Here is a 25,927-nt window from a genome sequence, read left to right on the forward strand (position 1 = left end):
TCCCCCTTTAATATTGAACATCATCATTAGATTTCGTTAATCTTGAAGTCAGCCATGTCATTCCAAGACAAATGACCAATAAACCAAAGCCAACTGCACTTGCATAACCAAAATTGTTAAGTTCAAACGCTTCCTTGTACATATAAGAAGCCATTACTTCACTCGCCCCATTTGGACCTCCGCCAGTCATTACATAAATTAAATCAAAATACTTTAAGGAACCAACGAGGGAAAGCATAATCGTAACTTTAAATACAGCTGAGATCATAGGTAATTTAATTTTTAATGCGATTTGAAGCGGGGTAGCCCCATCAATTCTTGCAGCTTCGATAATTTCTTCCGGGACATTTTTCAAGGCTGCGTAATAAATAAGAATGTAAAAACCTGCATACTGCCAAACAATTGGAACGAAAATAGCATATAGAGCAGTGTTTGGATCGGCTAACCAAACTGGCGTATTTTCCACTTCAAACATCTCAAGTAATTTATTTAACATCCCATTCGAAGGGTCAAAAATTTTCAACCAAAGCTGAGCAATGGCAACAGATGACAATAGCATGGGAATTAAATAAATCTTTCTGAAGAAATCTGAACCTTTTATTTTACTAACTAAAACGAGTGAAACAGCTAAATAAAGCAGCAGGCTAAGCACAGAGAAAATCCCTAACAAGAAAGAGTGGCCTGCACTAGCCCAGAACTTTTCATCCTTCATCAAGTTTGCATAGTTTTCTAACCCGATAAACTGCATTTGGCCTATTCCGGTCCAATCCATTAGACCGTAATATCCTGATAAAGCAATAGGGACATAAATCAGAACAAGAAGAAGAAGTAAAGCTGGGAGTGTATAAAGGGTAATAATGTATTTATTGGACATAACGCTTCTCATGTTTTTATTCACTACCTTTCTATGAAGAAGAGAGCATATTCAGCAATATGCCCTCTCTATTACAATTTTTATTTCTTCTCAGCAGCAAGAGCTTCTTCTTGAGCTTTAACAAATTCTTTAGGGGATATTTCGCCACCATATAATGCCTGAATCTGATTCAAGTGAACATCCGCTACCCTGGCAGACATTTGAACATCTGCATATAATGTAATATTGGAAGCATTTCCTAAATCGTTCAGAATATCAATGTACATTTGAGCAAGCTCTGTGTTAGCAGTATCCACTTTTGTAGCTGGAATAACACCGGCTTCTGTTACGGAGCGCTTGCCCCATTCTTGAACTAAGTATGAAACAAAATCTTTTGTTTCATCTTTCACTTTAGAAGCTTCAGATACAAACAAACCAACTCCAGGTCCACCAACAAAGCTGTCGATGTTTCCTTTTCCGCCTTCATACGCAGGGAATTTGAAGTAACCAACTTTATCTTTAAAGTCCTGTGCAACATCAGGGCTTGTTGTATAGTTTGGCAATTCCCAAGTACCCATCATATACATAGCTGCCTGTTCATTCATAAAGTAACCTTTTGCTTCATCATTTGAAAATCCGTTATACCCTTTAACAAATGCATCCATATCAACCAGTTTTTTGAGTTCATCAGCGGCTTTTTCTAAAGCTGGATCTTCAAAGCTGCCTGTACGGTTAATTGCATTATTTAATGTTTCAGGTCCGCCAATACGATCGGCAAGATACATATACCACATAGAACCTGTCCAGCGGTCTTTATTTCCTACTGTAATTGGAGTAACATCGTTATCCTTAAGAGTCTTAACTACTTTTAAAAATTCATCATATGTTTTTGGTACTTCAAGGTTATACTTTTTAAAGATTTCCTTATTGTAATAAATAGGTGCAATATTCAGTTCAAGAGGTAATCCGTAAGTCTTGCTATCCGTTTGAAAAGCTTCGAGAGTACCTGGGACAAATTGCTCTTTAAGCCCGCCATCAAGAACATCATCTAATGGTGCAAGCATATTACCTTCTACGAATGGCTCCATATAACCAGCTGCCCAAGTGATTCCAAGGTCCGGAAGCTCATTTGATGCTGACAAAACTTTGATTTTTTCTTTATATTGTTCATTCGCTAAAATTTCTGTTTGAATATCTATATCAGGATGTTCTTTTTCATAAGTCTCGATAATATCATTCACAATAGTATACTGTGCCTTTGCACTTCCTTCAGGCCATAAATGCATCATTTTGACAACTGTTTTGTCACCGCCAGAACTACTTGAATCCTCCGATGTACTAGAGGATGATGAACAACCTCCTAAAACCAACCCGCCTACTAATGCGAAAGACATCACAGTGGAAAACGCTTTCTTTTTCATTTAGCAAAACCCCCTTAATGTGTGTTTGTCTATCCTTGCAACTAAGTTTAGTTTACCATCGGGAACATAATAAAAAAAGGAACTGTGATTAGGAAAAATACTACTATTTTTAGAAAGCCCTTTCATTGTATGTTTTTCGGTATGCGCTTGGTGTCATTCCCTCAATTTCCTTGAAGATTTTAATAAAGTATTTAGAAGTCTTATAGCCGGCTTCTTCAGCAATTTCATTTATCGGAAGATTGGTTGTAATCACTAATTCCTTTGCACGCTGAATCCTGCGTCTTGTAACATATTCACTAAAATTCATATTCACTTGCTCTTTGAACAACACGCTAAAATAACTCGGGTTTAAATGAACGTGGGCAGCAACATCTTTTAGGGTGAATTCATCCTTTAAATGCTGGTCAATATAGCTAATGGCCTTGCGAATGGTACCTTTGGCTGAATCCATTTTGGTGTTGGCATCGACTATTTTTTCATCCACTACTTTTTCGATCATCCCAGCCCGTACTTGCTTTTCCATAATCTTAACGGCTTCTTCAACCGCTTCAATCAGCTTCTTTTTTCCGATCGGCTTTAAAAGATAATTCACTACACCGAGTCTTAACGCTTCCTGAGCATACTCAAACTCGGAGTAAGCGGAAATAATAATGACCACTGGAGACAACCCTTTTTCTTTTAAAGTTTTTAATAGTTGTAAACCGGTCATTTCGGGCATCCGGATATCGGAAAGCAAAATATGAATCTTTTTTTCCTCCGCAATCCGGAGGACATCCTCACCGCTTTCCGCAGTGAGGATGGTAAATTCACTAGTATTCCAACTTTCCAGCGTTCTTTGCAAACCTTGCCTTGTTCTTGGTTCATCGTCAACGATTACAATATTTTTAGAATACATTTTATTCCCCTCCATCAATTGGCAGTTCAAACGTAATCTTTGTTCCCTCGTTTACTTTACTCTCAATCAAAAGGTCTGAATGTAAAATTCCTTTGTAATATAGCTGCAGGCGCTTGTAGACATTCGAAATAGCCATTCCTTTCCCGTTCGCGGAGGTTGTTCCACCAGTTTTCATGGCTTGAATGATCCATTCAAGCCGCTCTTTATCCATCCCGGAACCATCATCTTGTACAGAGATGCGAATCCGCTCTTTATCTTCTCGTTTAACTGGTTCAACTGTTACGGAAATTTGGCAATTTCCAACTTTTTTTCCAGCACCGTGCAAGGCTGCATTTTCTACTAAAGGCTGTATGATCAGTTTCGGTATTCTTACAAACTCATATTCTGCAGGAACAGAAACATGCCATTGTAATCTTTCATCAAAACGCATTTTCATAATTTCCATATAGTCGCTGATATGCTTGATTTCGTCTTTTAAGAACACCCAATCGTCATCAGTTTCTTTTGTAATGGTATAACGGAATAAATCGGACATAGCTACAACGAGTTCAGCCAACTCTTCTTCATCTTTTTCTTCAAGCGACCAATGAAGTGCATCCAATGTATTAAAAAGAAAATGCGGGTTTATTTGTGACTGGAGCGCTTTCAATTCACTTTGGCTGCGTAAAATTTCTTTTTGATAAACCATCTGGATCAAATGATTGGTTTCTTTTACAAGCTGATTATACGTACTGTTTAATTCAACAATTTCATTTACCGAAGAACTATCCGGATTCAGTGTTAATGAACCTTCTCCGGCACGCTGCATGGTTTTCGTTAATCTTACTATTGGTCTTGTAATGATCGTTGAAAGGAAAAAGGAGCTAATGGTAAAAATGAATACGCCAACAACTCCCGAAAAAATAATTCCTGTTCGGATCCCTGACAATCCTTCCGTTAGTTCACTTACAGGGGTTAAAATAAGAACGGTCCAACCTGTTAAGGCAGATGATTGCTTTGTCACCATATAATCCCGTTGATTTAATTGAATAATGCTTTCGTTGTTTTCAATAATGCTTGTTATATCTCCCGTGAAATTTTGGATAATCGGTTTTTCGTATTGATCTAACAGAATGGAATATTGATCGTTTTCATACTTTTCATTTGCAAAGTTAAAATGATCGCGGTTAATACTAATTAAAAGATAACCACCATTGCTATATTGTCGCTCTATTAAATTGACTCTGCGGATGGCCAGAAAGTAGTTTTTATCATGTGGATCTTCACCGATCCAAACCATTCTTCCTCTTGCTCGATTCGCTTCTTCAATCCACCTGGTACCAATTCGGTTTTTTAAATCGTCTTCATCAAGGGGAAGAACGCGCTGATGTTTTCCAGAAAAAAGTTGAAAGGAAAAGATTCCATCTGTATTTCCCATAATTCTGTCAATATGTCCCATTAATTTTTGACGGTCATTAAAGGTTACTTGTTTTCCTTCATAGACATTCGTTAAAACACGCTGGACCTCTTCATCGGTGATGACAAGCTTTGAATTCATATTGATTTGCTCGTAAAGGGATTCAATTCGGCCGTTTCCTTCAATAGCTACTTGCTGAATTTGCTTTTCCGCATTATTTTTCAACAAAGAGGAAACTTGTCTTAATGTAAGAAGACTGACAATCAATAAAACGATGATCATAACAAGTAAAAAAACAAACAAAATCTGGTTGCGTAATGTATTCCACTTCTTTAGTTGCTTCCGCATTGATGGTTCGCCTTTCTATAGTAAAATAATATCCAATTTTTATTAGGATCTAAAAAAGAACAGGAGCTTAGCCTAGGGCTATTTTATCATATTTTCGGAAATGTTTAAATTCTTAGTTTATTTAGTGGATAAACTAAGTTGGATGCTGTTATAATTAATTTGAGGTCAGGCCAGCAGGCTGTGAAAAATATGAAAGCCCTTACTTATTTTCCTGACTAGTAAATTAGAGTAAAGGGGGGAAGCTAGAGTTTTTTCAGGTTTTATAAAATACTAACATACTTTGAAAAAAAGGGGAGAAAAAAACATGTTAAAAGTATTGCGTAAACCACTTCTTTCTGGATTAGCTTTAGCTATAGTATTACCTGCTGGATTATCCAGTGCTTCTGCAGCTGAAAATCAACCAGTTAGTGCATTAGATGCAACGGTTCAACTTGATGAAAGATATGCAGACTCATTCGATATTGGTGCAGCCGTTGAGCCTTCCATGCTTCAAGGAAAAGATGCTGAAGTATTAAAGCGCCATTATAATAGCCTTGTGGCTGAGAATGTAATGAAGCCGATTAATATACAGCCTGAAGAAGGAAAGTTCACTTTTGAAGAAATGGATAAAATTGTTGAGTTTGCGAAAGAAAATAATATGAAGCTTCGCGGCCATACCCTTATTTGGCACAGCCAGGTACCGGAATGGTTTTTCCTTGATAAAGAAGGAAATAAGATGGTAGATGAAACAGATCCAAAGCAGCGCGAAAAAAATAAAAAGCTTTTACTTAAGCGTGTAGAAACTCATGTTAAAACTATTGTCAAGCGTTATAAAAATGATATCAGCTCTTGGGATGTAGTCAACGAGGTAGTTGATGATAATGGGGAATTACGTAATTCACCTTGGTATCAAATCACAGGTACTGATTATATCAAAGTTGCTTTTGAAACAGCGGACCGTTATGCAGGGAAAGACGCTAAGCTTTATATCAATGACTACAACACAGAAATAGATCCTAAAAGAGAAACCCTGTACAATCTTGTCAAGGAATTAGTGGAGGAGGGAGTTCCAATTGATGGAGTGGGACATCAAGCTCACATCCAAATCGGCTGGCCATCTATAGCGGAAATCGAGAAAACTATTAATATGTTTGCAGACCTTGGCCTGGACAACCAAATTACAGAACTAGATGTTAGTCTTTACGGATGGCCGCCAAAACCAGCTTACCCAACTTATGACGAAATTCCAGCAAGCGTATTCGATCGTCAGGCCGCTCATTACGATGAACTATTTAAGTTATACGAGAAATTGGATGATAAAATTAGCAGTGTGACATTCTGGGGCGTTGCTGACAACCATACATGGTTAAATGACCGTGCAGAACAATATAATGACGGGGTAGGCGTAGACGCACCATTTGTTTTCGATAAAGATTATAATGTCAAACCATCTTATTGGGCTATTATCGATCGCGATTAAGCAGAAAAAAGACATGATGAAGAAAAAGATTGCCTTAATTCTTATTGCCGCACTAGTGATGGGGATAAGCTTTATTCCATCTTTTAATAAACCATCTGCAGAAGCTAAAGCAGTTGGGAATGGAGGCCATTGGATCGGTACATGGCCAGCCAGTCAAGCAGGCTGAATCAATCGATCTTTTCATTTTTGAGAAGCCATTGAACAGAAAGCCAGGTGTGGACCAGTAAGATAACGAATCTCTTTTCGTTATTGAACTGTATATAATTCCTTTCGTTCTGTAATTGTTCACACCCACTTAGTTTGGCAAACCAACAAACTAAGTGGGTTAAATCAGGTTTTTGTTAGTTATTTCCATTTTATTTAAATGTAGAAAGGATGAATGTTGATGATAAGAATAATGGGCATTGTTTTTTCCTTCTTGTTATTACTCGTTTCTAACGCGGATTATATGTCAACAGCAAGCGCAAAACAATCACAAAACGTTGAAATTCCTGTCTTACTATATCATGTTGTAAAACCTGATCCTGACCCGAACAATCCATATCAATTTAGTCTTGAAGAATTTGAAAAACATGTGGCTTATCTTCATGAGAATGGCTATCGGACCTTAACGATGAAGCAATATTTCAACATCCTCGATAAAAAAGCAGCAATGCCAGAAAAGCCTATCCTGCTAACATTTGATGATAATTCGAATGATTTTTATCCTTATGTTTATCCAGTCTTACAGAAATATGGGATGAAGGCAACTCAATTTACTGTTTCAGATTGGGTGGATGGCAGCTGGAATATGACATCAAACGAGATCTTAACTGTAATGGAAAATGGTATTAATATCCAAAATCATTCGGTTTCACATCCCTTCCTCGCTCATTTAAGCAGAGAACAGCAATACGAAGAAATAAATGATACAACGACCGCTCTTAAAGAGTTAACAGGCAGGGCGACAAATGTCTTTGCTTATCCTTATGGAAATTATAACGCGGATACAATTTCTGTTCTGGAGGAATTAGGGTTTAAAGGAGCTTTTAAAGTAGGCGGCGGTCTCAGTACAGACCAGAGCGACCGATATGAATTACCTCGTATTATGATTCTTCAAAATCACACTTTAGATGACTTTATTAGAATGGTTAAAACAGGATATTAGACACATTTTCTTTAAGGATTATAAAAAAACGGGTACATTGTTAAAAAATGAGGCTGACTCAAAAGGTCGTTGATTTACGACTCTTTTGAGTCAGTTGTTTGTTGTGTAATAATTTTCGATGAGAAATTCACATTCATATTGAAATATAAGGGCAAGTATATTGAAATCTATATACGATCTTGATTAGTCGAAGCGATTATACAGGAACTTTCTGAGTAAAACACTTTATGGTATGACTAAACTAGTTGCTTAACTGACAATAATTAATCGTCCTAGCATTAAAATCTATTGTTTAAATTGAAGGAAAGAGTAAGTCTTTCCTCCATAGACACTATTAGCAGAAAGGGAAGAAGCCTGTTTTCACCGTTCTTTTTTCTTGTCTTATTATAACTATGTGTGAAATTTTAGTTTTAAGAAACTTTAAACATGAAAAAAGCGGATGCTTAAATAGCAGACCGCTTAACTTACTTTTTTAATAGTCGGTTTATAATAAGTCAGGTTGACTTCATGAGTGACCTGTTTTCCTCTGCTTCCATACTTAATAGGGAACTGAAATGGCTGAACGTATTTTTCCAGGTAGGGAAATAACCTTTGGTATTGCCGGGGAACTTCATACCGGGCAGGGACAAAAAGTCAGCTGGTGAGAACAGCTTCAGCGAATCATAAATAGCTGGAACAGGAGCCGTGATCTTGTAAACTCTGTTCCAGAATTAAAAACTAAAGACCTGCTTTTTGCAAATAGTACCCGGCTGCTAAGCGGGTTATCCTGCACCGATCATAATGGTATTTAACATACGCTCTTGCGTGGTCATTCCTCCTGAAAATATTTTGATATATGTATCGTATTGAAAAGAAAGTATTTTGCAGTTAATTGAACAATTTTTTTGATAAAAGCATGTACTTATATAAGTACATTATTATATACTGATACCGGAATGGGGGGATCATACATGAATGTCGATACAAAGTTAGATGTGCAGGAAGTATCCCAAATCATGAAGCTGCTTGGTGATAAGACACGCCTGACCATGATGAAAATGCTTCAATCGCAGGATTTCTGTGTATGTGAGTTTGTTGAACTTTTTAACATGAGCCAGCCAGCTATCAGCCAGCATTTGCGCAAGCTAAAGGACATTGGACTGGTAAAGGAAAGCCGGAAAAGACAGTGGATTTTCTACTCCTTTAACCGGGACCATGACTGTGCTTTTTTGGTCGAAGATTTATTAAAGCATCTTCCAGACCAAAGAGAACGATTAGCTGAACTGGAAGCGCAGGGATTGCGTATTTCCTGTGACTAGAAAGGAGTAAGAGGTTTGTTTTCTATTATTGCAGCATCCATTATTTTTCTCGTGACGCTCATCTTTGTCATCTGGCAGCCGAAAGGGTTATCCATTGGCTGGTCAGCCTGTGTAGGTGCTGTAGTTGCTTTACTGGCAGGAGTGGTAGACTTTGAAGACGTCATCGATGTAACATCGATTGTTTGGAATGCCACATTGGCGTTTATTGCAATCATTATTATTTCTCTCATTCTCGATGAAATTGGTTTCTTTGAATGGTCGGCTCTACATATGGCCCGCATGGCCAAAGGAAACGGCGTCAGAATGTTTGTATATGTATCTATACTGGGCGCTCTAGTTGCGGCTTTCTTTGCGAATGATGGGGCGGCACTTATTTTAACGCCGATTGTACTGGCAATGGTCCGAAACCTGAAATTTGAGGAAAAGATGGTGTTTCCTTTTATTATCGCTAGTGGATTTATTGCCGATACAACGGCACTGCCATTAGTCGTCAGCAACCTTGTAAATATCGTTTCAGCCGACTACTTTAACATTGGATTTGCGGAGTACGCATCCCGGATGGTTGTACCGAACTTATTTTCATTAATAGCCAGCATCACGGTGTTGTATCTTTATTTCCGCAAAAGCATCCCGAAACAGTATGACATGTCCATGTTAAAAGAACCGAATGAAGCGATCAAAGATCATAAGATGTTTCGCTTGTCCTGGCTTGTGCTGGGCATCCTGCTGATTGGTTATTTCGCCAGCGAGTTTCTGGACGTTCCCGTATCCATTATTGCCAGCATCGTCGCCGTATTCTTTTTGGCGATGGCACGAAAAAGCCCGGCTGTTCACACGAAAAACGTCATTAAAGGCGCACCGTGGGCAATTGTCTTTTTCTCGATTGGCATGTATGTAGTCGTTTACGGACTGCGCAATGCCGGTTTAACATCGGTTCTGGCAGATGCCATTCAAGCAACGGCAGAACAGGGTCTATTCGCTGCCACAATCGGTATGGGCTTTATCGCTGCTATTCTATCGTCGATCATGAATAACATGCCAACTGTCATGATCAATGCTTTGGCGATCTCTGATACGGCTACATCCCCAATGATCAGGGAAGCCTTAATTTATGCGAACGTTGTTGGCTCAGACTTAGGTCCAAAGATTACGCCAATTGGATCACTTGCTACACTATTGTGGCTTCACGTCCTTAGTTTGAAAGGCGTAAAGATTTCATGGGGTACTTATTTTAAAACAGGCATCATCTTAACCATTCCAACCTTGTTTATCACGCTGGTTGGCTTATATGTATGGTTATTGTTTATTCATTAATCGATCTAATCGAATGTAAAAGGAGATCATTACTATGTCTAAAAAAACAATCTATTTCCTATGTACAGGCAACTCTTGCCGCAGCCAGATGGCAGAAGGATGGGCGAAAGAACATTTAGGTGAGGAGTGGGAAGTAAGAAGTGCCGGATTAGAAGCACATGGATTAAACCCAAATGCGGTAAAAGCCATGAAAGAAGCAGGCATTGATATTTCAAACCAAACATCAGATGTGATCGATCCTGAAATTCTAAACAATGCGGAATTAATCGTTACATTATGCGGGCATGCGGCGGACAACTGCCCGGTAACACCGCCGCACATTAAACGTGTTCACTGGGGATTTGATGACCCTGCAAAAGCAGAAGGAACAGAAGAAGAAAAATGGGCATTCTTCCAGCGTGTTCGCGATGAAATCGGTGAGCGTATCGAACGTTTTGCAAAAACGGGCGAATAATAGAAAAGAAAAAGCCGTGAGACATTCTCGCGGCTTTCTTTATCTGCTCCTTATAAGTACATGATTATCTATGGAGTATAGAAGCTGTATGACAATGAAGAAAATTGAACAAAAATTAGCGCCTAAACCCTTTATTCTCCCTGTTCTTCTATATATATTTTCATTATACTGATTGCCGCTTACCATCACCCATATTCATTCGCTTTTTTTATAGGGATTTTACCACAATCATACTGTTATTTTTCCCATATGATAATAGTGAGCAGCAACGTGAATGATCTGGCTCTTTACGATGTTATACGGTTAAAAATGTTTTTGCAAAGAATAGGCGCCACTTTCTTATTTAGAGCAAAACAATCCCTTTATCTGTAAAACAATATGTATTCACCAAAAGAGCACAGAAATTAAAAAGAAGGGAGATGAAAAACATGCGATTTTATCCTCCGAATCCAGGGCCAAGACCGTTTGACTCGTTTATCGGACCATTTCCATCCAATCGAAGATCATTTCATCAATATTCCAGCCCCATCTATCAGGATCCGAGATATTTTTCACAAGGTCTGACTCAAATACCTCCTCAGGGAGCTCCACTTCCCCCTCAGAGACCTGGTATATTGGGGAGTTTTTTACCGGAGCTGACTCAAGGACCTTCTCTGGGATTTGTTCCTTCACCGCAGACACCGGTTATACCGGTGCCGTCTCAAGAAGAAGCTGCGTCTCCTCTGCAGACTGACCTTTTGGAGAATACTGATCAATTGCCGACTCAGGCGGGAGCTGGTGATCTTCCACAGACACCTGGCATATGGGAAAATATAAATCAAATGCTTACGTACGCCGAAGAATTGTCTAGAGGAATAGAGACCTTTAGAAAGATAGGGGCAGTTTTCACTAAAAGATAAGGTCAGTGAGGTATGGGATAAAACATTAAAAGCCCATTGGAAACAACTTCAATCAAAAAGTTATTAAACATAGTACTTAGTCAAAAGTGTCCATAAGCAAAATTCTACTTTTGCTTATGGACACTTTTGTTGTTGACAAAGCAGCCACACACAAAAGGTAACAGTGTACCTTGTATAATCCTCTGTATATTGATCAATGAACCTACGTTTTATACAGTGAGATAGAATGAGATTGATTAAACAAGAAAGAAGGCGGCATGCTCAGCCATTTCAAGCAGATGTCATATCCAGAGAAGCACTCAAACAAGCCGCTGCGGTATTGAAGCATGGAAAAGAACTAGCCTCTATTCTTGCTATGCATCGCATAGATTAAAGAAAAGGCGGGCAGATGGCTCAAAGATAGTGGATTTTTAAAAAGAACGGATGAAACGGTATTTCACTCTGTCCAATAACGGATAACACTCAAAACCGATTGATTCCTTAGGAATGAGATCGGTTTTTGTGTTTACAAAGCAAATAGGTTCGATCATTAAAGGCGTGTTTATCTCTTTAGGTAGGGGCGCTTTCGGCAGGAAAGGGTATTTTTAAAATGGAAAAAGCACTTGTTTTTTCTTAGGAACAGAAGTCATTGATCTGGGCATCGCTGTGCTTTCTTTAAAATGATACTCATTGCTTAATGCTCCTTTCGATAAAAGTTTAAAGCCCTAAAGGCTAATAAACACAAATCATTTAAATTTCTGTTTAATAGGACAAAAAAACATAACGTAGGGTCAACTTTTGTCCCTGTAGATTAAAAATCAAAATATTATTTTGACATCCCTTGATTTATCCAAAAAGTTTAAAGTCTCTAACATGAAACTTTATTTTGGTTAGCTGAGTAAATTCAAAGGAAATCAGACCAGAGAGCGGTTTTATGCTTGGAAAACCTTGATAATACAAAGTTTTTTAAATGAGTCCTTCTTATCTATTTAAAAAGAAAAGGGGTGTCTCATTTATAGAAAACAGATGTGAAATAAATAAATCGGGGATTTTTTGTCCCAATAACTTGATTCATCTTCTAATATGTATTATGATAAATTCAAATAAAAAACGCTTTCAAAAAGCTGGGAGGAATACACAGTGGGTACTATCGTTTGTCAAACTTGTCTAGAAACTATGGAACATTTTGAAGAAGAAAAGGTAACATTGTTGTATGCGGATTGCGGTTGCGGCCATGAAAATGGCAGCAATGAATAACTAGTTTAAAATTAAAATTTTACCATTATAAAACAGGCTGCATAACTCTGCCCGGATGAATGAATTCATCCGGGCAGAGTTATGCTATCGAATTTGAGTAAGTTGATGAATTTTTTAAAGGAAACCGATTCATATAATCTACAATCCAATATCTATACTCTATCGAAGCTAGCATAGATAAACTTAAGCAAAAGTACACTTTTGTTACTATGGAATTATTCCCGTCCAAAGGCTCTTCTAATATTTTAATTCTTTAATTTCCACTGCAATATTCTAAATACTCTTGCCCTGCTTTTCACCTTTAGCGGCCGTAAATAGTAGTTGTTTTTAATGTGCCATAATACGGTAGATCTGAAATACTGTTGTAGCAACGAATAAGAGGAACATAAACTTAATCATTTGGATTTTCCTCTTTCGTGGCATCGGATAATTCAATATGTACAATCCGATCAGGCCTTTTCTTGTCGCCAGCCATAAAGTCGATATCGTATTTTTTATCTTTCACAAGAAAAGAATCTTTATAGTCGTCCCAGTAAAGCTCTCGTCTTACACCATTGGGCTGCGTAAAAACCAAAGTCACATCATTCTTAATCTCTGTTTTCTTCACGTATGTCATATTGTTTAATGCTCTTATATTATAACTTTTTTTATCGTAACTGCAGCCGGCAGTAAGAAGTAGAATTGCTCCCGTCCATAAGATTATTTTCTTCATCATATTTCCCTCATTTAATCGATTCTTAATTTCCTGCATCTATTTGTACGGATTCCCTCATCAAAGGGCCAGTAAAACCTAATATGGATGTATTTTCGAATCCATTTATACTTTATGCTTCATCTATACTCTCACTATCGTATTCACAATCGTAATGTTCAATGAGGATAATTTTATTTGAAAGCTAATTTAAGTGTTAAACACAAAGCCGATACATATTCTTTTAAGAAAATATGTACATAGAACGATTAAAAGACCGCTGTATCATTCACATAAAGTAACAGAGCATCATCATAAACCATTACCTCTATCAAAAGCGGGGTTTATTTCAAAACTTACCAGAATCAAGATGCGAATTAGCTTTAAAGGGTTCAGAACTTCTAGTAATGCCTATTGCATGGTCGTTGGAATCTATAGGTGCTGATCCGGACGTTCTTTTTACGAATTGTTCGATTGGGTGAGAGCTGTTGAAAATAGATGCTGGTTTATTTCGTCAAATATTGTAGGGATAAGCGGGCAATCATGACTATTTAGGGTGCAGTTAAATCGTCGGACCGGGGAGAGATATTAAAAAGTAAACGCTCCACAATGAAGAAATTGTTTTGCAGAAGTAGATATGAGGGGCGAAACTTTGAGGGCCCGGACTGAAGATCACCTGGGGGGTATAATATTAAAGACCGGAGACCGCATGCTTAAAAAAACAGGGGAAGCAAATGTGAATGTAATTTCTAGGGGGAAATCTTTAATAGAACAAGAGAAATGTTTTCTCTTCCAATTACCAAAAACGGCCCAAAGAAAATGTCCATCTAAGACGTTTTCTTGGGCTGCCTATTCAATTTCAGGTAATGAGCAGGCGGTTATGGTTGCTGGTGATAAAAATCTGCGTAAAATCTCTTTTTTCCATATGAACTTCCATAGAGGTTTATGCAAACAACATTACTAATATGAAGATGTATCATTACAGGGCTGAGAAAAGTAAATTCGGCATTACTAAAACAATCGTAATGCTTTTTTTCTGCGAGTAACGTGCAGGTTAGTTTAATTATAGAAGTTACCGAGGATAATAAGAAAACCCAATCTTCATTTCTATAAGAAAATTGGGTTTTCATTTATTTATAATCAAAGAAATCTAGTAGTTCTTTAAATATCAAATTTAACATTACCGATCCATTTCACGAACTCAGGATCTCTATGTGAAAAGAACACGCTCTCTTTCGTATCTAATGTAGTAATGGTCTCCATATCTTCCTGGCTTAATTCAAAGTTAAAGATATCGAAGTTTTCAATGATTCGTTCCTTATGAACAGATTTTGGAATCACCACTACTTCTTTTTGTGTCAACCAGCGTAAAATCACCTGAGCAACGAATTTATTATACTTTTTAGCAACTGATACTAAAACTTCATTTTGGAACATGTTATTTCTTCCTTCAGCAAATGGACCCCAGGACATGATCTGAACATTGTTCTCTTTCATCAGGTTATGACTTTCTATTTGTTGGCAGAAAGGATGCGTTTCAACCTGGTTTACTGCCGGAACTACTTCATTATGGGTGATTAAATCGACCAGGCGGTCCGGATAGAAGTTGCTGACTCCAATTGCTCTAATCTTACCCTCACGATACAATTCCTCCATAGCACGCCAGGAACCATATACATCCCCAAATGGCTGATGAATTAAATATAAATCTATATAATCCACTTGTAGTCGTTCCAATGACTTTGCGAATGCTTTCTTTGCACTCTCGTAACCAGCGTCCTGAATCCAAAGTTTTGTCGTAATAAATATTTCTTCTCTTGGCACACCACTTCGTTTGATTGCTTTTCCAACCGCTTCTTCATTCATGTAAGCCGCAGCTGTATCAATCAAGCGATAGCCTGCAATAAGGGCATCGTAAACGGATTGTTCACATTGATTGGCGTCTTCAATCTGATAAACACCAAAGCCAATTATCGGCATCTCCACACCATTGTTTAAGATTACTTTTTGCATGTTCAATTCTCCTATCCTTTATTTTCGCCCTTTATATCCTTTGTGATAGATATTCACAACTTCAGTACACTAGGGCTATTATGAGGCTATCACCTTCGAGTAACACGAAGTCAATAGGTTTCGAACAATTTAAAAATGGCACAAATTATAATTCAAACTGAAGGATGCCATTTTCTTATCTTCATTTCCTCTAACATGTAAAGTGTTTTCCGCCAGCTTTACTCAGCAGTTTCGGTCAACTAGTAAATTCATTAAGAAGAAAAGAGTTCACGATATTGTATAAAGTCATCATGAGCTCTTTTGTTTTTATTTAAAACAACCGTAGTCATAACTTTACAGTTTTGAAGAAGCTTATTTTAAAAACAAAAAAAGCTCATGATTATGAACCAGATAATCGCGAGCTTTTTTCATACTTGTACTGAAATTATGAATGCAGTGTTTCGTGGGGTATATGGGTTTTGTTTTTTGTCCACTTCCCAGGATTCATGTCATCCGAGACCACTTGATTGATAATGTCAAGATAGTGGCTGGCTTTGTCCTCCATAAATTTGGCGATTCGTTTAGCTTCCTCCAACTGAGCCAGAGCAACGGCTTTTTGTTCCAAAATGATTTCGTAGCGTTGTGGAATGGTAGCGTCTCCTTCCAAACACAAATCTATATAGGCTTTAACGGCTTCAACTGACATACCAGCCTGTCTCAGATTTTTCACCCCCCTAAGCCAATTGATAGATTCGTCATCAAAAAGACGAATATTGTTTTTGTCACGCTGTACACTCGGAACTAATCCCTTATCTGTGTAATAGCGAACGGAGTGTTCGGTCAGATCAAGCAGCCTGGCCGCTTCTTTCACAGTATACATTTGTAAGTCCTCCCCGAAAAAAATGGTTTTTAATTATTCGAAACCCTTGACTTCGAGTTACTCAAAGGTGATAACCTCATCATAGTCTAAGGATACTGAAGTTGTAAACCCATCAATGAGTAGGGGAAATGGCTGGGCAACACAGCGGAATAAAGCACGGATAAACCAATCTAATGAAAGTAGGGAATGTATTTGTATGGATAAGCAAAATAATTTACTGACATTAATATTGACCATAGGAGTTTTCGGTATCCTCACTACTGAAATGGGGGTTATTGGGATACTGCCCTTAATTGCTGATCACTTTCAAATCAGCGTATCCAAAGCAGGGCTGTTAGTGAGTCTCTTTGCCCTTGCTGTTGCCGTTTCTGGCCCTATTATGCCGTTATTGTTTTCGGGTATAAATCGCAAGAAGGTCATGCTGCTTGTACTTGGCATTTTCGTTGTAGGCAATGTTGTCTCCATGTTTGCATCAAGCTTTACCGTTTTGCTTATTGCTCGTGTGATTCCAGCCATTTTTCATCCAATTTATTGTTCATTGGCTTTGACAGTAGCTGCTACATCTGTCAGCCAGGAAGAAGCTCCGAAGGCTGTTTCTAAAGTGATTTTGGGAGTAACTGCAGGTATGGTACTTGGTGTGCCAATTACTAATTATGTTGCTAGTACCACTTCTTTAGAAATGGCGATGTTATTCTTTGCTGTCGTTAACGCAGTTGCATTCATAGCTACATTGGTATTTATTCCATCTATGCCTGTTACGGAAAGACTTTCTTATGGAGCTCAAGTAAGCGTATTGAAAAAACCTCTTACTTGGCTGGCTATTGCGACTGTCATATTTATAGGTTCTGCCATTTCAAGTATTAATACTTTTATTGCAGAATATCTTGAAACCGTTACGAATGTATCGGGGAACATCTTAACTTTGGCGTTATTTATATTAGGCCTAGCCAGTTTAATTGGAAACCTTGTAGGCGGCACGTTACTTATGAGAAATGCCATGAAAACGGCAATAGCTTTTCCAATTGTATTAGGGATCGTTCATCTATTGTCATTATTTACGGGGAAATCCATTGGACCTATGATGATTACGATTTTGTTATGGGGAATTTTATTTGCTGTAGGAAATAATGTTAGCCAATATTGGATTACCTCTGCGGCTCCAGAAGCCCCTGATTTCGCAAATGGATTGTTTTTATCATGTGGTAATTTAGGGATCACAATGGGTACAGCAGTAGGTGGATTATTTATATCAGGAATGGGTGTGCAATACGTCGTATTAGGTGGAATAGTGTTCTTGATATTAAGTCTAGTATCTATTTTACTGAGAAGTTACTTGTATAATCCTGCAAAAAAACAACTTACTAGCTAAGATATAAAGCAGGCTTAAACAACTGGAGTCTATGAAGTATATGAAAAGTGCAGGGTAAATCACGAAAATCGTGAAATACTTGCGCTTTTCTTTTCATTATAAAAGGGAGATATTACAATGACTGAAAAAAATGCAGGAAAGGGTAAATTCTCGAGTGAATCAATCAATGACACTTTTACCGAATCCATTCAAGAAGCAAGCAAATCTGCTGTAGTTGTGGGTGCATCGCTTTCTGGACTAATGACAGGGATTGCTCTTGCGCGGGCTGGATTCATTGTGACAATTTTAGAGAGAGCTGCAGAAGAACGGCGTAGCGGCGCTGGTCTTCAAGTTGACAGTGGAGAAATTGATCGAACTAAAACAGGGAAATTCTTAAGAAACCTTGCTTCAGGTGGAATGAGGTCTGTTGAGGCTTGGTCATCTATAGAGTTTCGACTGCGCACAGAAGCCAAAGCTGACCCTAGAATTGACTTGCGTTATGAAACTCGCGTTCAAACTGTTAATCAGGACAGCGACTCTGCTTGGGTTGTGACGGATAAGGATGAGACATTCCGCGGAGATATTTTGATTGGTGCTGACGGACACCGCAGTACTGTGCGTCGTCATGTTGCACCGCACAAACCGAACGCAACCTTTGCAGGATACTTGATATGGGTAGCTATTCTAGGTGAGACTGACATACCTGAAGAACATCGACCTAGCTTTTACGCCCCGAAGTTTACTATGCCAGATGGTATTGGTGACTTTTTACTCGGTTCTATTATTGCTGGAGAAGACGGTTCCTATGATTTAGGAGATCGACGATTGGCGTGGGCTTGGTACGATAACACCCGAAATGACTTGTTACGTCGTCTTGGATGTGTAGAAGGAAACGTTGTGCGGCATTCGCTTAATGCCCCTGACATTCCAGAACAGACACTGATTGAGCTGGCTGAACAAGCTTCTGTTAGATGGCCTCAGCCATGGCTAGCCGCGACTCTTCATAGCATTCAAACACGTAACCTTATAGGAATACCAATAGCCGAATACCTTCCTGACAATCTTGTGAGAGGACGTATAGCATTGGTTGGAGATGCTGCCCATGTACTTACACCCCTAACGGCAAAGGGATTTAATACTTCATTGCAAGATGCGGCTACTTTGGCAGAATGTGTGGCAAAGGGAATACAAGGAACTGCAGCAGCTGAGGCTCTTTCGGAATATGAGTCTCGCCGTTTAAAAAATGTACGTGAGATTGTAGAATCTGGACAATCTTTCAGCCGCTCTTTTGGACGATAAATGTAGATATTTTAATCAAACCATCTATATTCGGAAATGATAGGATGACTCCTATAAATGTAAAGCGGAACAGTATAGTGTGGTACCAAACATGCCGTAAGAGCCATCTCTGAAGGTCTGCGTCAAGAGGAAGCAAATATCTGGATTGCTCGTGCAATCGCATTTGCCATTGAGCAGCCAGCAGATGTAGCTATCAACGAATTAATTATTCGTCCAACAATTCAAATGGGTTAATATTATTCTTTTTAATGCTCCTGTTATCCAACTCGGCCGATCTCCTGTACAGAAAAGGGAGCTTCGTTCAAAATTCTCAACCAACGAAGGGTGGCAGTTTAACAAACAGGCTAAGATGGCAACTATATCATCCCTTAAAAAACTCTCTGTCTGGAGAGTTTTTTTGCATTTATATCTGTGTATGGCTGTCTTCTTCTTGATGGGCGAATAACGAACGGACAAGTGAATACATATCAAGAAGAAGGGAGAGAGTGGTTTGAATGAATATTCCATTCTTTATTGATCTGTTAAATATTATCTTTGTTAATCTGCTTCTTAGTGCAGATAATGCTTTAATTATTGGAATGGCTATAAGGGAACTGCCATTTTCACAACGAAAAAAAGTATTAGTCTGGACGACTGCAGGAATTATCATGTTTTATGTGCTTTTTTCCAGTTTAGCAGCTTTGATAATGGACATCCCTTATATTAAAGCTATAGGAGGGATATTATTAATTTGGGTATCCCTTAAGCTTTTGATTGAAAATAACAGCGGTGGTTCTCCCTCAGTAAGATCGGCAAAAAGCATGTGGGAAGCTGTGAAAATTATTGTGATAGCTGACTTAATCATCAGCTTTGATAATGTTCTGGCTATTAGTGCCATTGCAAAAGGGAATTCTTCTTTAATTTTTTTTGGAGTACTTATTAGCATTATTCTTCTGGTGTTTGGCAGCTCTTTCGTCGCTAAACTGGTGAGCGAAAGGCCTATTCTTAATATCGTTGGTTCAGCAGTTTTGGTTTTTTCGGCCTTCACCACGATATTCGAAGATCCTCTTCTAAAATTTTATGAACTACAAGATCCCTTTTTGTGTTTGATCTTAACTTTAATCGTAGTCATGCTGGGGATGATTTGGAAAATAGAGTTTGCAGCTCAAATAAAAAAGCACTGAACATCATTAAGACGAAAGAAATTTTGGGTTTTTAATGTAGTTTTAACAAAATCTAATGGTAGTATCTCCGTAGCAACATCCTGCATACTTTTGCCTGTCTGTTCACCTTTTTTACACAGCCAACCCATAATATCAAGAGACAGCGAAACTGAAAGCAGTTCTTCCGCAGATTCTATACTGAGTGTGTCATATTCTTGAACATACCGCACACGCCTTTGTTTAATAGAGTGTTTAATGAAGTCAGCTAACTCAACTAAAACACCATTTAACCAGGCATCTTTCACATGAATGACCCACCGGTCCTTTAGCCGTTCCGTATATAGATTGACCACAGGAACCTGACGGTAAAGCAGATCCATCACTTGATAAGTAAGGGAATAAACTGCCGGCAGATTGAGTACCGCATATCCAGGCTTCGTACTGCGCTTGCCTATTTTAATGGAATAATTAGGTGTTAACCTATGTGTATACATCCCTTCCATGTAGCTGAACGTATCGTCTGTTCTCGGCACAATAAAGTACCAGTCTCCTCAACCTTTGCGCATAAGTTTTGCTTCCGGATGAAAGGGGAAGAAAAGCGCTGGTACACGGATTCTTTGGCTTTTTTGGTATAGTATTGGCACTGTTAAAGCCGGTCTTCCCAGATCTTCTTTTCGTGCAGCTCGCTAAATTTTTTCAACAGCCTATAGGGACTCGGAATTAAGAACAGCCAAATTATCCTTGATCAAACTTTAGCTATAAGGCACGCTTGGAGCGAAGTTGATGATGGATGCTGGATTTCGATTACAAGAAAGGAAACAGAATCCTATACAAAGTTGTTTCAAATCCCTTACAATTTGGTTACAGACACTATTCGATATTTATCATGAAAAATGAGTATGATAAATGATTGATAATGTTATTGTAGATTACTATTATTGTTACCCAATGGTTATCCTTAAAGCAGCAGTTAACGGTTAGTAAGAAGAACTCAGTTTAGAGGGAGAAGGGAATATGTTTAAAATTAGATCGAAGGATCTTGGAATTGACTTAGGAACAGCAAACACACTTGTTTATGTAAAGGGAAAAGGTATTATGCTTCGAGAGCCCTCTGTTGTAGCGATTCAAACAGAATCTAATAAAATTCTTAGCATCGGACATGCCGCCAAAGAGGTGCTCGGACGTGCTCCTAAAAGTGTGGCGGTTGTTCATCCTCTAAAGGATGGGGTTATTGCCGATTATACCTCTACGACAGCTATGATAAAACATTTTCTAACGGAATCTAACAAAAAAAGCCTGATGGGCGGCAAGCCTTTTGTGATGATTTGTGTGCCTTCTAGCATTACGGCGGTTGAACAGCGCGCTGTTACTGATGCAGCTAGAGAAGCGGGAGCGAGAGATGCTTATGTAATAGAAGAGGCATTGGCAGCAGCCATCGGCGCAGGTTTACCAGTCTGGGAACCAATTGGAAGCATGGTGGTGGATATTGGCGGTGGTACAACGGAGGCGGCAGTTATTTCTTTAGGTGGAATTGTGACCAGCAACACAATACGAGTAGCCGGGGATGAGATGGACAAAGCAATTATTAACTATGCCCGGAAGCGGTACAATTTGATGATAGGGGAGCGCACCGCGGAAAGTATAAAGATTGAAATTGGTTCTGCTGGAGATTTAAAGGATGAAATAAGGAAAGCCGTGCGGGGACGAGACATGGTCACGGGGCTCCCGAAGACGATTGAAATCTCGGGTTCTGAAATCTCTAATACATTAAGTGACTCTGTGAATGCCATAGTGGATACAGTTAGGCTGACATTAGAAGAAACGCCGCCGGAACTAGCAGCTGACATTATGGACAGAGGTATAACGTTAACGGGAGGGGGGGCCTTGTTAAATAATTTAGATAATAAATTGAATAAAAAAACAGGTATTCCGGTTTTTATTGCTCAGGATCCGCTTGATTGTGCGGCGTTGGGAATAGGAAAAGCTTTAGATCAAATTCAGCTGTTTAAATCCAAAGGTTAATAACTAATCCCAGGTCACATATATACTGACAAAAAGTAATAGGTCCTAAAAAATTATATTATGCTTATACCGGTACAAAAATAAAAAATCCTCTTCATAAAAATGATAAGAGAGATACTATCAGCGTTCTCTCGTGGAGAGGATTTTTGTGTGAAGAAATTGTCTGCAACCCATAATATAATAACACTTTTTATTAAGGCTCTAAAATAAGTAACAAAAAAGAGAGCACTGTGCTCTCTTTATCCTTTGATTAAGGGAATGCAGTTTTGTTCCCATTGATGTATTTCTTCAAGTATCTCCGCCGCAATGTTCTGCATACTCTTGCCTGTCTATTTGCCTTTTTTGCGTAACTAATCTTTAATATCTACCGAAAGCGAAACTGAAAGCAGTTCTTCTTCCGATTCAACACTGAGTGCCTCATATTCTGGAACATACCGCACACGCCCTTGTTTAATAGAGTGTTTAATGAAGTCAGCTAATTCAACCGAAACGCCGTTTAACCGGGCGTCTTTCATGTAAATGATCCACCGGTCCTTTAACCGTTTCATATACATATTGGCCACTGGAACCTGCTTCCTCTGCGGATTCATCGCTTGAATCTACAGAGGAAGCAAGGGCGCTGATTAGTGCTGAACACGGATACAATTCAAGAATCAAATCTTATAATGCATAACAAAAAGCCCCAGCGCGGCCGGGGTTATTTCTTTGATTCAGTAATTTCAGGCCATTCATCCAAGTTAATTTCTTTTATTTGCCTCTCGGGATAAATTATTTGGATGCCTCTTTCTTGTCTCTTTGTGTGACTAAAAAATAGGAATTAATCCAGGAAGCAATTGGAATGATGAGAGCGATGCCAATTCCAGCACAAAATATAGATATGATTTCAGCACTAAATACTTTTGAATTTATGATTTCTCCAAAAGAATAAGATAAATCCTTAAACCATATCAGCAACCCTATATAGCCTCCAAAGAAAGCGAAAAATAACGTATTTGTATTTGTCCCAAGGATATCCCTTCCAATACTTAAGCCAGATATAAATAAGTCTTTTCTGCTAATTAAGGGATTGTGATTATATATTTCACGCATGGGAGATGTAATTGAAATCGCAACATCAGTAATCGCGCCTATGGTACTCATAATAATCACAGAAGCACCGATCTTAACAAAATCTACTCCAATATAAAGAGAAAATATGCTAAGCTCCTCTATTTCTTCTTCACCGAACCCCTGAATCATTGCTTTTTCTGCCACAATGTCAATAAATAAAAGTAAAATCACAATGGTGATAACAGTGGAGATAAACGCTGTTATTGTTTTACTGTTCACTTCATTTATATAAAATAAATTAATACAACTGATTACTGCACATGCGATCAATGTTACGATCATTGGATCAGCATTTGGATCCAGCATAAAAAGTATGGTGAAAAGCAGAACAATGAAGTTTAAAAATAAAGAAACAAATGATCTTGCGCCTTTTTTTCCGCCAATAAGGACCATCAGTATACATAAAATGGCTGCCAGCCATGCCAGCACATTCATAATTTCGCCCTCTTCCGCTTAATAAAATAAATAGAAGTGTATAGGCCTATCGGGATCGTTAAGACGATTCCAATACCACCAGCCAGGGCTCGCGCTAATTCTAATGAAAGATTAATGGAAAGCGTAAAGGCTAAGGGAGAAGCATTTTTCAGATACAAAATAAGCATGGGAATAGAACCACTGATATAGGCAAAAAACAAAATATTTGTCATGGTTCCCATAATATCTTTACCAATTTCCATTCCTGACGTTTTAAGTGCTTTTAATGATATATTCATATCCTTTTCATATAATCCAAAGATAGAAGAGGACATGGTAATGGCTACATCCATTACGGCTCCTAAAGATCCAATGAATAATCCTGCCATAAATACCACTTGATAAGTACGAGTTAAAAATTGCATTTCTTCGTATCGAAGACCATTGCCAGAAGTTACCCACATAACAAGGTAGGTAATCAGCAGTGAAATAAAAGTTCCCAGCAGAGTCGCAATAACAGCTGCGTAGGTTTTTTCATTAAATCCGTTAACAAGTAATAGGGAAATAACAGTAAATAAAACAATACTGACACAAGATATAAATATCAAACCTACATTCGAGTTTTTTACATAAACATCCAATGCGTAGGATAATAAAGCCGCATTAACTCCCAAACTGATAATTGAAAATAACCCTTGTTTTTTTCCCACGATAAGCAGGGCAAAGATAAAGACCCAGGCTATCATTAAAACATATTTATCACGCTTTACGTCTTGTATAGTTCCTGTTAAATTCACATTTTCTTTTGTGTGCGTGTCAATCGCAACAAACAGTTCATTTCCAACATGGTATTCTTGATCATACGCTTTAGATAATGAATACTTATTGGTTAAATAAATAAGCCGCCCTTTCTCCTCTCCATTTTTTAATTCTGCTACTATCCGCTGAGTGAATGAACGATCTTCATTGTCATTTATATCGATCATTTCAGCTGTATCTTCCAGATTGGTTTTAATGACTTTCGCTATTGGCTGTTCATAGAAAGAATAATTATGATGCACAAAAAAAAGAGAGGCGGCAAAACAAATTGCTATCACAATGTACAAAAGAATTTGTTTGTAATTCATATTTTGTAATTTATTTACTATAAGATTCAAAAAAACTCCTCCATTACCGGCATGGAATTCAGTTTAAAAATTTGAATGATCCGGCTATATCTTAAGCACAAAGAACTCTATACGCTTCTTACTCGGTAACAGATTCTTTAAACTAAAGTCCTGAAATAACAAACACAAGAACAAACGATAAGAAAAATCTTCACTAACCAGTAATTCACGATAGAAGGCAATGGTGTTAAATCTTTAAAAACGTGAAATTTTTCTGTATGTAAAACATGGTGTTTTGTGAACCAAAAAAAGAAAAGTAAAGACTAAACAACAAAAAAGCATGATAAATATAGCAGGCAGTAATTGCTCCTTTATTTTATTTTGCTCCTTCTGAGGTAGCGTATCCTTATGGAAAAAATATTTGCTTATCTAATGTATCATCATAAAAGTAAAAACTTAATCAACAGTTTGCCGATACTGTTGATTAAGTTTAACGTGATTCATGCTATTATCAACCAAAAAATGCCTATAAAAAGAAGGACAGGCACAAATAAAAGAAAGACAAATAGTATGCCGTATTTTCCTTCACCTTTAAATTCTTGTTGTATCTCTTGATTTCTTTTTCTAGCCGTTTCTTTGTTTCGAGAAGTCCAAAGAAAATAAAAAATACCATAAATACAGACAGCAATTATTGTCAGATCCATACTATCAATCATATTTATCACTGCATTTCATTTTATATTACGATAAATCATATAGTTACCTTTTCAAAGTTTAACTGCATCTCCTTTTAAAGAAAAGATGCATTACCTAAATAGTTAATCAAGAGTTCGTCCATACAGCATATAACAGAGCAATCAGGACTTTTACCAACAACGGACTTTAACAGAGCCTTTGCTTATTGTTATTCAGTGCATTCCCAGGCTGTATTGCCGCTGGAAGAGCCGGTCTTCCTAAATCCTCTTTTCATGCAGCTCATTGAACTATTCCAGATCACCTTCATTAATAACGGGAATAAGTTTCCCTTTTACCTGGCCTTCTTTAATAAATTAAAAAATACTTATGAATGTTAAAATGTCAGATAATATCCTTTTCAGTTTTTTTAAATAATTGATTAGAAATTGATGAGAGCGTAAAATATTTTGTGTAAATGAGTAAATAGAAAAAGGAAGACCTTTTCTTGTAGAATTGAATCACCACAAC

The 25,927-nt window shown here is 37.9% G+C and carries 25 protein-coding genes and 1 pseudogene; 13 read left to right on the forward strand and 13 right to left on the reverse strand.

Features of this window, described 5'->3' with window-relative positions:
• Window positions 1–7: 7 nt before the first annotated feature.
• The 4 genes from RG959_RS20365 to RG959_RS20380 all read right to left on the reverse strand — a co-directional run bounded on the left by RG959_RS20365 (window position 8) and on the right by RG959_RS20380 (window position 4,913).
• The gene (locus RG959_RS20365; RefSeq protein WP_342798680.1) at window positions 8–886 is read right to left on the reverse strand and encodes a carbohydrate ABC transporter permease; all 879 of its coding nucleotides are present in this window, start codon (window positions 884–886) and stop codon (window positions 8–10) included.
• A gap of 68 nt (window positions 887–954) precedes the next feature.
• Window positions 955–2,274 carry an extracellular solute-binding protein gene (locus tag RG959_RS20370; protein WP_342798681.1) on the reverse strand — a complete coding sequence of 440 codons (1,320 nt, stop codon included), beginning with the start codon at window positions 2,272–2,274 and terminating at the stop codon, window positions 955–957.
• A gap of 109 nt (window positions 2,275–2,383) precedes the next feature.
• Window positions 2,384–3,169 (reverse strand): response regulator transcription factor, encoded by a 786-nt coding sequence (locus RG959_RS20375; protein ID WP_342798682.1) that lies wholly within the window; start codon window positions 3,167–3,169, stop codon window positions 2,384–2,386.
• 1 nt (window position 3,170) lies between these two features.
• Window positions 3,171–4,913 carry a sensor histidine kinase gene (locus RG959_RS20380; RefSeq protein ID WP_342798683.1) on the reverse strand — a complete coding sequence of 581 codons (1,743 nt, stop codon included), beginning with the start codon at window positions 4,911–4,913 and terminating at the stop codon, window positions 3,171–3,173.
• Window positions 4,914–5,217: 304 nt separating this feature from the next.
• On the opposite strand from RG959_RS20380, the gene RG959_RS20385 reads away from it, so the two are divergent.
• The 6 genes from RG959_RS20385 (at window position 5,218) to arsC (ending at window position 10,585) form a co-directional block, all read left to right on the forward strand.
• Window positions 5,218–6,372: an endo-1,4-beta-xylanase gene (locus RG959_RS20385; protein WP_342798684.1), complete on the forward strand. Its 1,155-nt coding sequence runs from the start codon at window positions 5,218–5,220 to the stop codon at window positions 6,370–6,372.
• 13 nt (window positions 6,373–6,385) lie between these two features.
• Entirely contained in the window at window positions 6,386–6,538 is a 153-nt protein-coding gene (locus RG959_RS20390; RefSeq protein WP_342798685.1) for a hypothetical protein, read from the forward strand.
• Between the two features lie 219 nt (window positions 6,539–6,757).
• Window positions 6,758–7,519, forward strand: a complete 762-nt coding sequence (locus tag RG959_RS20395; protein ID WP_342798686.1) for a polysaccharide deacetylase family protein — start codon at window positions 6,758–6,760, stop codon at window positions 7,517–7,519.
• Window positions 7,520–8,469: 950 nt separating this feature from the next.
• On the forward strand, window positions 8,470–8,817 hold the full coding sequence (locus RG959_RS20400; protein ID WP_251273004.1) for an ArsR/SmtB family transcription factor: 348 nt from the start codon (window positions 8,470–8,472) through the stop codon (window positions 8,815–8,817).
• A gap of 15 nt (window positions 8,818–8,832) precedes the next feature.
• The gene (locus RG959_RS20405; RefSeq protein ID WP_342798687.1) at window positions 8,833–10,131 is read left to right on the forward strand and encodes an arsenic transporter; all 1,299 of its coding nucleotides are present in this window, start codon (window positions 8,833–8,835) and stop codon (window positions 10,129–10,131) included.
• Between the two features lie 34 nt (window positions 10,132–10,165).
• Entirely contained in the window at window positions 10,166–10,585 is a 420-nt protein-coding gene (gene arsC / locus RG959_RS20410) for an arsenate reductase (thioredoxin) (RefSeq protein ID WP_342798688.1), read from the forward strand.
• A 474-nt stretch (window positions 10,586–11,059) separates the two neighbouring features.
• Here the strand turns inward: arsC and RG959_RS20415 are convergent, their stop codons facing one another.
• Complete coding sequence (locus tag RG959_RS20415; RefSeq protein ID WP_342798689.1) at window positions 11,060–11,257, reverse strand: hypothetical protein; 198 nt, start codon at window positions 11,255–11,257, stop codon at window positions 11,060–11,062.
• 1,346 nt (window positions 11,258–12,603) lie between these two features.
• On the opposite strand from RG959_RS20415, the gene RG959_RS20420 reads away from it, so the two are divergent.
• Window positions 12,604–12,720 (forward strand): GapA-binding peptide SR1P, encoded by a 117-nt coding sequence (locus tag RG959_RS20420; RefSeq protein WP_251273007.1) that lies wholly within the window; start codon window positions 12,604–12,606, stop codon window positions 12,718–12,720.
• Between the two features lie 391 nt (window positions 12,721–13,111).
• Here RG959_RS20420 and RG959_RS20425 read toward each other — a convergent pair whose 3' ends face one another.
• Entirely contained in the window at window positions 13,112–13,432 is a 321-nt protein-coding gene (locus tag RG959_RS20425; RefSeq protein WP_342798690.1) for a hypothetical protein, read from the reverse strand.
• A 688-nt stretch (window positions 13,433–14,120) separates the two neighbouring features.
• Here RG959_RS20425 and RG959_RS20430 point away from each other — a divergent pair.
• Window positions 14,121–14,375, forward strand: a complete 255-nt coding sequence (locus RG959_RS20430; protein WP_342798691.1) for a hypothetical protein — start codon at window positions 14,121–14,123, stop codon at window positions 14,373–14,375.
• Window positions 14,376–14,572: 197 nt separating this feature from the next.
• Here the strand turns inward: RG959_RS20430 and RG959_RS20435 are convergent, their stop codons facing one another.
• Window positions 14,573–15,424, reverse strand: a complete 852-nt coding sequence (locus tag RG959_RS20435) for an aldo/keto reductase (protein WP_342798692.1) — start codon at window positions 15,422–15,424, stop codon at window positions 14,573–14,575.
• 424 nt (window positions 15,425–15,848) lie between these two features.
• On the reverse strand, window positions 15,849–16,283 hold the full coding sequence (locus tag RG959_RS20440; protein ID WP_342798693.1) for a MerR family transcriptional regulator: 435 nt from the start codon (window positions 16,281–16,283) through the stop codon (window positions 15,849–15,851).
• Between the two features lie 196 nt (window positions 16,284–16,479).
• Between RG959_RS20440 and RG959_RS20445 the strand changes: the two genes are divergently transcribed.
• The 4 genes and pseudogenes from RG959_RS20445 to RG959_RS20460 all read left to right on the forward strand — a co-directional run bounded on the left by RG959_RS20445 (window position 16,480) and on the right by RG959_RS20460 (window position 20,093).
• Complete coding sequence (locus RG959_RS20445) at window positions 16,480–17,652, forward strand: MFS transporter (RefSeq protein WP_342798694.1); 1,173 nt, start codon at window positions 16,480–16,482, stop codon at window positions 17,650–17,652.
• 117 nt (window positions 17,653–17,769) lie between these two features.
• Complete coding sequence (locus RG959_RS20450) at window positions 17,770–18,930, forward strand: FAD-dependent monooxygenase (protein ID WP_342798695.1); 1,161 nt, start codon at window positions 17,770–17,772, stop codon at window positions 18,928–18,930.
• A gap of 81 nt (window positions 18,931–19,011) precedes the next feature.
• Window positions 19,012–19,164, forward strand: a pseudogene (locus RG959_RS20455) (oxidoreductase); the annotation flags it as partial.
• A gap of 260 nt (window positions 19,165–19,424) precedes the next feature.
• Window positions 19,425–20,093: a YjbE family putative metal transport protein gene (locus RG959_RS20460; protein ID WP_342798696.1), complete on the forward strand. Its 669-nt coding sequence runs from the start codon at window positions 19,425–19,427 to the stop codon at window positions 20,091–20,093.
• Here the strand turns inward: RG959_RS20460 and RG959_RS20465 are convergent.
• Window positions 20,075–20,605: a hypothetical protein gene (locus RG959_RS20465; RefSeq protein ID WP_342798697.1), complete on the reverse strand. Its 531-nt coding sequence runs from the start codon at window positions 20,603–20,605 to the stop codon at window positions 20,075–20,077. The genes RG959_RS20460 and RG959_RS20465 overlap by 19 nt on opposite strands.
• A 481-nt stretch (window positions 20,606–21,086) precedes the next feature.
• Here RG959_RS20465 and RG959_RS20470 point away from each other — a divergent pair, with 481 nt between their 5' ends.
• On the forward strand, window positions 21,087–22,094 hold the full coding sequence (locus RG959_RS20470) for a rod shape-determining protein (RefSeq protein WP_342798698.1): 1,008 nt from the start codon (window positions 21,087–21,089) through the stop codon (window positions 22,092–22,094).
• Between the two features lie 350 nt (window positions 22,095–22,444).
• On the opposite strand, the gene RG959_RS20475 is transcribed toward RG959_RS20470, so the two are convergent.
• From RG959_RS20475 to RG959_RS20490, 4 genes are all read right to left on the reverse strand, one after another.
• Window positions 22,445–22,657: a hypothetical protein gene (locus tag RG959_RS20475; RefSeq protein WP_342798699.1), complete on the reverse strand. Its 213-nt coding sequence runs from the start codon at window positions 22,655–22,657 to the stop codon at window positions 22,445–22,447.
• A gap of 205 nt (window positions 22,658–22,862) precedes the next feature.
• Window positions 22,863–23,639: a YibE/F family protein gene (locus tag RG959_RS20480; protein WP_342798700.1), complete on the reverse strand. Its 777-nt coding sequence runs from the start codon at window positions 23,637–23,639 to the stop codon at window positions 22,863–22,865.
• Window positions 23,636–24,775 carry a YibE/F family protein gene (locus RG959_RS20485; RefSeq protein WP_342798701.1) on the reverse strand — a complete coding sequence of 380 codons (1,140 nt, stop codon included), beginning with the start codon at window positions 24,773–24,775 and terminating at the stop codon, window positions 23,636–23,638. The genes RG959_RS20480 and RG959_RS20485 overlap by 4 nt, the downstream gene beginning before the upstream one ends.
• Before the next feature lie 449 nt (window positions 24,776–25,224).
• Entirely contained in the window at window positions 25,225–25,440 is a 216-nt protein-coding gene (locus tag RG959_RS20490; RefSeq protein ID WP_342798702.1) for a hypothetical protein, read from the reverse strand.
• Window positions 25,441–25,927: the final 487 nt, after the last annotated feature.

It is taken from the genome of Domibacillus sp. 8LH (assembly GCF_038806185.1).
Lineage (GTDB): Bacteria > Bacillota > Bacilli > Bacillales > Domibacillaceae > Domibacillus > Domibacillus indicus_A.

Coding starts and splice junctions, on each gene's coding strand:
- RG959_RS20390 (WP_342798685.1), top strand. CDS start 6,386: ATGATGAAGAAAAAGATTGCCTTAATTCTTATTGCCGCACTAGTGATG.
- RG959_RS20490 (WP_342798702.1), bottom strand. CDS start 25,440: ATGATTGATAGTATGGATCTGACAATAATTGCTGTCTGTATTTATGGT.
- RG959_RS20460 (WP_342798696.1), top strand. CDS start 19,425: ATGAATATTCCATTCTTTATTGATCTGTTAAATATTATCTTTGTTAAT.
- RG959_RS20440 (WP_342798693.1), bottom strand. CDS start 16,283: ATGTATACTGTGAAAGAAGCGGCCAGGCTGCTTGATCTGACCGAACAC.
- RG959_RS20365 (WP_342798680.1), bottom strand. CDS start 886: ATGAGAAGCGTTATGTCCAATAAATACATTATTACCCTTTATACACTC.
- RG959_RS20375 (WP_342798682.1), bottom strand. CDS start 3,169: ATGTATTCTAAAAATATTGTAATCGTTGACGATGAACCAAGAACAAGG.
- RG959_RS20470 (WP_342798698.1), top strand. CDS start 21,087: ATGTTTAAAATTAGATCGAAGGATCTTGGAATTGACTTAGGAACAGCA.
- RG959_RS20400 (WP_251273004.1), top strand. CDS start 8,470: ATGAATGTCGATACAAAGTTAGATGTGCAGGAAGTATCCCAAATCATG.
- RG959_RS20480 (WP_342798700.1), bottom strand. CDS start 23,639: ATGAATGTGCTGGCATGGCTGGCAGCCATTTTATGTATACTGATGGTC.
- RG959_RS20380 (WP_342798683.1), bottom strand. CDS start 4,913: ATGCGGAAGCAACTAAAGAAGTGGAATACATTACGCAACCAGATTTTG.
- RG959_RS20445 (WP_342798694.1), top strand. CDS start 16,480: ATGGATAAGCAAAATAATTTACTGACATTAATATTGACCATAGGAGTT.
- RG959_RS20385 (WP_342798684.1), top strand. CDS start 5,218: ATGTTAAAAGTATTGCGTAAACCACTTCTTTCTGGATTAGCTTTAGCT.
- RG959_RS20430 (WP_342798691.1), top strand. CDS start 14,121: ATGCTTAAAAAAACAGGGGAAGCAAATGTGAATGTAATTTCTAGGGGG.
- RG959_RS20395 (WP_342798686.1), top strand. CDS start 6,758: ATGATAAGAATAATGGGCATTGTTTTTTCCTTCTTGTTATTACTCGTT.
- arsC (WP_342798688.1), top strand. CDS start 10,166: ATGTCTAAAAAAACAATCTATTTCCTATGTACAGGCAACTCTTGCCGC.
- RG959_RS20450 (WP_342798695.1), top strand. CDS start 17,770: ATGACTGAAAAAAATGCAGGAAAGGGTAAATTCTCGAGTGAATCAATC.
- RG959_RS20435 (WP_342798692.1), bottom strand. CDS start 15,424: ATGCAAAAAGTAATCTTAAACAATGGTGTGGAGATGCCGATAATTGGC.
- RG959_RS20370 (WP_342798681.1), bottom strand. CDS start 2,274: ATGAAAAAGAAAGCGTTTTCCACTGTGATGTCTTTCGCATTAGTAGGC.
- RG959_RS20425 (WP_342798690.1), bottom strand. CDS start 13,432: ATGAAGAAAATAATCTTATGGACGGGAGCAATTCTACTTCTTACTGCC.